The 7,421-nt window shown below is 59.3% G+C and carries 7 protein-coding genes and 1 pseudogene; 3 read left to right on the top strand and 5 right to left on the bottom strand.

Features of this window, described 5'->3' with window-relative positions:
• The 5 genes and pseudogenes from F1735_RS31890 to F1735_RS31910 all read right to left on the bottom strand — a co-directional run.
• Positions 1-717: pseudogene (locus tag F1735_RS31890) on the bottom strand (hypothetical protein); the annotation flags it as partial.
• Between the two features lie 97 nt (positions 718-814).
• The gene (istB, locus tag F1735_RS31895) at positions 815-1,600 is read right to left on the bottom strand and encodes an IS21-like element helper ATPase IstB (protein WP_167240830.1); all 786 of its coding nucleotides are present in this window, start codon (positions 1,598-1,600) and stop codon (positions 815-817) included.
• Positions 1,597-3,090 (bottom strand): IS21 family transposase, encoded by a 1,494-nt coding sequence (gene istA / locus F1735_RS31900; RefSeq protein ID WP_167240832.1) that lies wholly within the window; start codon positions 3,088-3,090, stop codon positions 1,597-1,599. Before istA ends, istB begins: the two co-directional genes overlap by 4 nt.
• Before the next feature lie 122 nt (positions 3,091-3,212).
• Complete coding sequence (locus tag F1735_RS31905; protein WP_167240834.1) at positions 3,213-4,019, bottom strand: DUF4158 domain-containing protein; 807 nt, start codon at positions 4,017-4,019, stop codon at positions 3,213-3,215.
• A 122-nt stretch (positions 4,020-4,141) separates the two neighbouring features.
• Entirely contained in the window at positions 4,142-5,035 is an 894-nt protein-coding gene (locus F1735_RS31910) for a LysR family transcriptional regulator (protein WP_166881723.1), read from the bottom strand.
• Here F1735_RS31910 and F1735_RS31915 point away from each other — a divergent pair.
• From F1735_RS31915 to F1735_RS31925, 3 genes are all read left to right on the top strand, one after another.
• Positions 5,007-6,089: an NADP-dependent oxidoreductase gene (locus tag F1735_RS31915; protein WP_222853139.1), complete on the top strand. Its 1,083-nt coding sequence runs from the start codon at positions 5,007-5,009 to the stop codon at positions 6,087-6,089. The two genes, F1735_RS31910 and F1735_RS31915, sit on opposite strands and share 29 nt — an antisense overlap.
• A gap of 83 nt (positions 6,090-6,172) precedes the next feature.
• Positions 6,173-6,742 carry an isochorismatase family protein gene (locus F1735_RS31920; protein ID WP_166881722.1) on the top strand — a complete coding sequence of 190 codons (570 nt, stop codon included), beginning with the start codon at positions 6,173-6,175 and terminating at the stop codon, positions 6,740-6,742.
• Positions 6,743-6,884: 142 nt separating this feature from the next.
• On the top strand, positions 6,885-7,331 hold the full coding sequence (locus F1735_RS31925) for a low temperature requirement protein A (RefSeq protein ID WP_222853140.1): 447 nt from the start codon (positions 6,885-6,887) through the stop codon (positions 7,329-7,331).
• Positions 7,332-7,421 lie beyond the last annotated feature (90 nt).

Consider the following 7,421-nt stretch of genomic DNA (forward strand, 5'->3'; position numbering starts at 1 on the left):
TGCAGACCAGGATAACGTCGATCGGAAAGCGCATCCCTTTGAAGTTGAGCATGTCGATTCGTCCTGGGTTCGGGCGCCGCAGTTTACATGATTGCCCCGTCGACGTTCGCTAATGCGACAGAACCGCTCCTGCATCGCTTCGGTGAGCACGCATAGCTCAAAATATTTTCGGCTTACCTCCGTGACAGTTCCGGAGCGCTGTCCAGTGACAAGTCTGCGCCATTTTTCCGGAATCCATTTCAAGCTCAGGTTGGTCCCGGCGATCGACAGACAATCGCGGTGGCTTTGTCGGTGCGCCAGCACGAAATGGATCGCGTCAATGAGGGATCGGTCGGCCGACGTCGATTCCAGATTAAGCAGGCTCAGGCAGTTGAGAAGCAGCGGCCGTTGCGCCTGATAAGGCGCCAACATGAACGGCAAGTAGTTATTGCCGGCGTAAGCAATGTGTTCGTCGCATTCGATCAGCAGGTTGCCTGGCTCATCCTGGAAGGCCGCGGCGATACGCGCGCCCCTGTCCGCGTCCGTTTCACCTTCCACAAAAGCCTCCAAGACGTCACGCAGCTGGATGATCAGTTTCTCCGCCCGTTTCTGGTGCTCCAGATAATACTGCCGCAACTGCTCTTCGGCGCCGTTGTGAATTTTGCGCAGCTTTCGGATGAACATCTCGATCGCGTCATCGAGCGACTTGCTCAACTGTGCATGGAATAGCAATACCATCAGCGCATAGCGCTTATCTTTTTTCAGGGCCTTTGGTTGGCGTCAACTATCTTGGCCGGTCGGCGTCAATTATCTTGGCCGGTGAAGCGAGTTGTTGTTAATCCGTCTTTTCCTTCAATTTCTTGCCAGCGGTAGTGTTGGCGGTCGCTGCTGTTCGCCGGCGATAGCTCTCCACATTGAGCTCGAAGATAGTCGAGTGGTGCACGAGTCGGTCCACTGCCGCCAACGTCATAGCGGGCTCCGGAAACACCTGGTCCCAGCCCGAGAATGGCTGGTTGGCGGTCAATGCCAAACTCTTCCGCTCATACCGCGCAGCGATCAATTCGAACAGGACCGACGTCTCGGCTTGGTCGCGCCGAACATAGCTCAGATCATCAAGGATGAGCAGGTCGAAGCGGTCAAGCCTAGCGATTTCCGCAGGCAAGCGCATCTCCTGACGAGCCACCTGCAGTCGCTGAACCAGATCGCTGGTGCGCGTAAAGTGCACGCGGTAACCGCGGTCGATCAGGCCATAGCCGATGGCGCACACGAGGTGGCTCTTGCCCACGCCAGGCGGCCCGAACAGCAGCAAATTGGATCCCTGATCGATCCAGCCATCGCCCTCGATCAAGGCCGTCACATGGGCCTTCGAAACAGACGGTACCGTGGTGAAGTCAAAGCTCGACAGCAGCTTGCCCGGCAACAGTTGCGACTCGAGTCGATGCCGCTCCAGGCGCCGCGTTTCACGTTCCGCAAGCTCATGCTCCATCACGGCGGCGAGGTAGCGCTCGGCGGGCCAGCCCTCTTTGTTGGACTGCGCCGCCAGGTCGGCCCACAGGCGCTTGATGGTGGGTAAGCGCAGCTCGTTGAGGATCAATGGCAGACGTGCTGCGATCGCGCTCATGCGGCCTCCAGCAAGCAGTCGTAACTGGCCAGCGACGGCAGCACCACCGTGACAGTCGGGCACTGCGCTTGTCGCGGCGCCATCTCCTGCCTGAGCTCATCAAGATCGGGCATCTCGCCACTGACGAGCAGCACTGCCAGGCGCTGCGCCAACGCCGCCTCGCAGCCCTCATTGCCCGCCAGGTCCAGCAAGCCGACCATGAGCCGGCAAGCTTGCGCCTCCGGCAGGGCATCCTTCAAATGCACCCACATCTGCAAGTACTCGGTACGCGGGAACAGGTCGTCGCGCAACACAGAGCGTGCCAGTGCGCCGGGCTTGCGCTTAAGGGCCGGCAACAGGTGGCGGTAGTCGACGACCTTGCCCCGTCCGCTGACCGGATCGGGTTGGCCACGGCGCAATTCGAGCACGCAGACATTGCCCAGCCAGCACTCCAGCTTGTCGCTAAAAATCCGCACCTTTAAGCGATGTCCCACCAGCCGCGACGGCGCCGAGTACAGCACCTTCCTGACCGTCATCGTGCCGTACTTGGTGACACGGGCGTCAACCTCCTCGTAGTCGCTGCTGCGCCGTGCCGGCAGCGCTATCAGCAAGGCGCGCTCCTCGTTGAACTTGGACGCAATACGGGCGTTGAGGCGACCGAACACTTCAGCGACGAACACACGGTACGCATCGAGGTCGGCGAAGTCGCGGTGGCCACGCAACAGCAGTGCCTGTTCCATCGTTCGCTTGAGCGTGCCTTGCCGGGCTTCTATCGAACCGTTCTCATGACTCACGCCAAGATTGTTACGGCTCGGCCGCATGCCGTAGTGGCTGCACAGGGCCTCGTAGCGGCGAGTCAACAGCTCCTGTTCCGACTTGTTGTTGAAGGCCGCAGCCAAACTATCGGTCCTGTGTTCCTCCGGGACGCCGCCCATCATCCAGGCAGCGTTCTGTACGCCGGACGACAAGGCCATGAAGCTTTCGCCCCCGAGCACGACCTCGACGTAGCGCCAACCCGAATACGCCAGAGCGAATTGATACAGCAAATGCAGCAGCATGGCGCCGGCGATCGTTACCTGCAGCACGGCGGCATGCGTAAAATCGGACAGGCCCAAGCGGCCCGGCGGATGAGCTTGCGCGAAGTACACCTCGCGCTCCTTGCCGTAACTGGCGCTCCACGTGCGTACCCGGCGCTGCAAGGTGCGCAGCAGCGCAACGTCGTATTGCCCAGGATAGCGGCGCTGCATTTCCTCCAGCAGCGTGGTGGCGGTCAGCGCCGGCGTGGCGTCGAGCAGCGGTACGATGTCGCTCTGCCAGACGGCCTCGAAGGGGTCGGAGCGGGTGCGCCAGGCACGTGCTGGCCTTTGCGACGGCAGTCCTTCGATGGCATCGAGCCGGCGCGCTGAGCGCACGCTGATGCCCGTCTTCGCTGCGGCAACTTCCTGACCGAGTTTGGCCCTGTGTTTCTTGTAAATTCCCACTTGGTGATCTCCAATGCGTTTGCCGGCCACTCGTCATCTCCCTCAGCCACATGCTGAACGAAACAACTGTAAACCTCGCTTCCGCACCGGGCCGGTTTCAGGTGACAAACCGGCCAAGATAGTTGTCGTCTACCGGCCAAGATAATTGTCGCTCACCAGGCCTTCATGTCTGCTACGTCCAGGGCGCGTGCCTCGTGCACATACTGGCTGCGCTTTACCACGGGGATGTGGGCAACCGCAGGCAGTTCGGTCGACCAGCTCTTGAGCCATTGCAGATGCTGAAGGTATATCCGCACTTCCGTGTTGGTCGGCTTTTTGGGATCCTGTTTCATCTGCTGCCATCCGCTCATCCCCCGGACCGGGGCGGGTGTCAGCATCTCGTCAAATCGATTAATGACGGCCTCTGGCAGAGGGCTGGCAAGCGTTCGGAAATAGCGGTCGTTGACTTGGCTGCGTACCGCAAAGGCCTTTCGATTGAGCGTGGTGAACGCCGGTAGCTCGAACCGCTGGCGTACCAGTTCTTCGATGATGACGTTGATAATATCGGCCAGCTCTTGTTTGGTCTGGGCAGCCTCCGTCGCGGCGCTTAAGATGGCGGTGTGGGTCTCGCCGGTAATAGGCCGGATCTTGACGTAAGCCCGAATCGATTCCATGCATCTTACGCGTGAGTGATGTCGCTTCTCTTCCTCAAGAAGATCGCGCGCCGGAATAGAGCCCACGCCTATTTTTTTTCCAATGAAGGATACGATAGGTGCCGGAATCTCGTGAAGCATCGGAAAGTATCCCAGCCTCATGACGGTTTTGAGCAGCAGCGCGAGGTAAAGCTTGGCAGCCGCCGTCTTGGCGTTACGGCGAATGAATTTGCTGTCATCGTTACTAGGCGCGTACACGTCTTCGAGCTCACGTTGTGTCAGGTCGGGCTTAAAGCGTGGATATGCAGTCTCATGGATGCTACTCAAGTCCCGGTCTCCCTTGGGGGCGAAGCCACCTCGTTACGCTTGTCGATTTGTTGCGCGGCGCCAGCGCTGATGGCAACCGCCCGGGCAACATGGTCCATCGCTGTTCGCGCAGTGCTCCTTGGTCACTCCAGCGACAGTCGCGCTGCCAAAAACTCCACCAAAACCCGCACACTGGCAGTCTGCATCCGCGTGGCCATAACGCCGCTTACCGGGACGGGCTTGAAAGACCAATCGGGTAGCACGCGGACTAGGCGCTCGGCGCTGACGGCCTCGCGCGCCAGTTTGTGTGACAAAGCCGCAATACCCAAACCCCGTTCTGCCAGCAGGCGGATCAAACCAGGGTTGTTAATGCCGAAATGACCGCGCACCTGGACATCCATACCGCACCCATCGCGCTGCAAGTGCCAATTGCTAGCTTGCTGCGCACTGCCGGTTGTGATGCAGGTGTGTTCAACCAGTTCAGCGGGCTGCTGCGGCTGCCCGTGCAGAGCCAAGTAACTTGGGGCAGCAAAAAGAAAGTGTTCGAGGCTCCCTAGGCGTCGCACCACCAATTGATCGCCCACGACCTCACCCAGACGAATCGCCAAATCCACATGCTCAGTAACGAGATTGCTATGACGGGGCGATAGGTCCAAATCCAAACTGATGCCGGGGTATTGGCGGGCAAAGTCGGGCAATAAAGGACCGATGTAGGTCAGCCCCAAATCGACCGGCATAGACACGCGCACATGGCCGATAGGGCGATTGACGGTGTCGGACAGTGCCTCTTGCGCCGCCCGTGCCTCGTCCACCAGGTGGGCGCAGCGCTCGAAGTAGCGTTGCCCAGCTTCGCTGAGGGCTACCTTGCGCGTGTTGCGGTCTAGCAAGCGCACGCCGAAATGGCGTTCCATTGCAGCAATGCGCCGCGACAACGTCGCACCCGGCACACCGAGCTTGGTGCTAGCGCGACTAAAGCTCATAGTACGAGCCACTTCAACGAACAAGGCCATGTCGTGCAAGGCAGACAGATTTTCCATCTGCCCAGTATCCCATAAATGGAAAAGTATTATTCATTTACTGCTATTTATTTTTTTTTGGAAAAGTCTATTATTTGACCATTACCAGCCTCCACTCCAGAAAGACAATAATATGAAAGCCATTCGAATTCACGCCTACGGCGATGCCAGTCAAATGCAACTCGAAGACGCACCGGTCCCGGTCTGCGACGCTGGCGATGTACTAGTGCGCGTGGTCGCCGCCGGTGTCAACCCGATTGACTGGAAGCTGCGCAGCGGCGCCATGGCGCACGGCATACCTAAGACGTTCCCATTCGCTTTGGGCTCAGACGCCGCAGGTGTGGTCACTGCCGTAGGAAGTGCGGTCAGCGGCTTTGCGACGGGTGACGAAGTCTTTTTCTATGCCGAATTTGCCCGTGGCGGCAGCTATGCCGACTACGTGGCGGTCAATGCCTCCCAAGTGGCGCTCAAGCCCCGCACGGTCTCTTTTGCGGCTGCGGCTGCCATGCCGACACCCGCTCAGGCCGCTTGGACGGCCCTGATGGAAACTGCAAAGCTGGAGCGCGGCATGCGCGTGCTGGTGCACGGCGGTGCGGGTGCCTTGGGCAGTGTGGCCGTGCAACTGGCCAAACTGCAAGGCGCTTACGTCATCGCCACGGCTGGCACAACCGACTTGGCTTTGGTCAAAAGCTTGGGCGCGGACGAAGTCATTGACTACCGCACACAGCGCTTTGAGCAACTGGCGAGCAACTTGGATGTGGTACTGGACACCTTGGGTGGCGCTACGCAAGAGGCTTCATGGGCCACGCTGCGAAAAGGCGGTCTTCTAGTTGCCACGGCTACGCCCCCATCGCCCGAGCGAGCCGCAGCTGCTGGCGTGCGCGCGGCCTTTGTCTTCACGCCTCCACGCGGCGTGGTGTTGGCGCAGCTGGCAGCACTGGTGGACTCAGGGCATTTGCGTATTTTGGTGGGGCAGGAGTTTGCCTTGGCCGACGCAGCGCTGGCCCACCGCCTGGGCGAGTCAGGCAAAGCGCGCGGGAAAATGGTTTTGCATGTCAACGCGCCCGTGGCTTAAGCGTCGGGCGCGTTGACCAAGTTAATCGCCGTCAGTTGTTTTTACTTCTCTTCGTTAAACCCCAACCTTTAAAAGGCAACACCATGCACAGCTTCAATCTCCAAGACACTGCCGTGATCCTGATCGACCACCAGGTCGGCACCAACACCTGGGCTTCCACAACGCCGCTGGCGCTGCTGCAGCGCAATGTGATCGTTCTGGCCAAATTCGCCAAAGGCACAGGCATGCCGGTGGTGTTGACCTCCAGCCAAGAGACCAATGTCAACGTCCAGGGTCCCTTGATGCCCGAGCTGCAAGACATACTGCCCGAGGCGTTTGCCGCGCGCATCCAACGCCAAGGTGTGGTCAACGCCTGGGACGATGAGGCCTTTGCCAACGCATGCCGGGCCACCGGCAAACGCAACTTTGTGATGGCGGGCGTCACGACGGACATTTGCATGGTCATGCCCGCCATCAGCGCGCTGCAGGAAGGCTTTAACGTGCAGGTAGTGTGCGACGCCTGTGGTTCGTCGAATCCGATTGCCGAAGAAATGGCCTGGCGTCGGATGGAGCGGGCTGGCGTACGCCTTACAAGCACAGGCGCGGTAGTGGCTGAATTGGTTAAGAACTGGGCGAGTCCTGCGGGTGCTGTCGCGTTCCCGTTGCTGACCTGAACCGCGACGCAAGTACGCCAGCGCGCACTGCAGTAGCCTTGTTACGGCCGCAGTTCTGCCTTAGCGCCGGGTCGGTTGTAATACTCAGGCTCCTGCCGTGGGAATCGACTACTTCCGACCCGTTTTCTGCCATAGAGCCCGGATGACTTCACCATCTTCACCTGTCCAATCACCTGTGGCCCACACGCGTGTTCTGCGCCGCATGGTAGGTCGTGACATTCACGAAACCAACCGCGTTTCCACCCCGCTGGAACTGTTGTTCGACCTAACGTTTGTCGTTGCCGTCGCGGCGGTCTCCTCGCAACTGCACCATGCCGTTGGCGAACACCATCTAGCGGTGGGGATGCTTGCATATTGCACAGGCTTTGCAGCCATCTGGTGGGCTTGGATGAACTTCACCTGGTTTGCCAGCGCCTACGATACCGACGACTCCATCTACCGGTTATGGACGATGGTGCAGATGGTCGGCGTACTGATTTTGGCCTCCGGCATGCCCAAGGTCGCTGAGGGCGACTTCATCGCCGTAACGATCGGCTATGCGGTGATGCGCATTCCCCCTGTGTCAAACTGTTGTGAGACAACTTCATAACTCTAATTAAGGAAGTTGGTACCCACATGGAATCGAATATGACACCAGCAGCAGGACGCATCCAAGACGATATCGATGGTTTTTCTGACG

Origin of the sequence: Massilia genomosp. 1, from assembly GCF_011682185.1 — a bacterium.
Lineage (GTDB): Bacteria > Pseudomonadota > Gammaproteobacteria > Burkholderiales > Burkholderiaceae_D > Telluria_A > Telluria_A rubra.

Bases quoted from the DNA above. Each gene is read 5' to 3' on its own strand.
- istB (WP_167240830.1), bottom strand. From the start codon at position 1,600: ATGAGCGCGATCGCAGCACGTCTGCCATTGATCCTCAACGAGCTGCGC.
- F1735_RS31920 (WP_166881722.1), top strand. From the start codon at position 6,173: ATGCACAGCTTCAATCTCCAAGACACTGCCGTGATCCTGATCGACCAC.
- F1735_RS31915 (WP_222853139.1), top strand. From the start codon at position 5,007: ATGTCGTGCAAGGCAGACAGATTTTCCATCTGCCCAGTATCCCATAAA.
- F1735_RS31910 (WP_166881723.1), bottom strand. From the start codon at position 5,035: ATGGAAAATCTGTCTGCCTTGCACGACATGGCCTTGTTCGTTGAAGTG.
- F1735_RS31925 (WP_222853140.1), top strand. From the start codon at position 6,885: ATGACTTCACCATCTTCACCTGTCCAATCACCTGTGGCCCACACGCGT.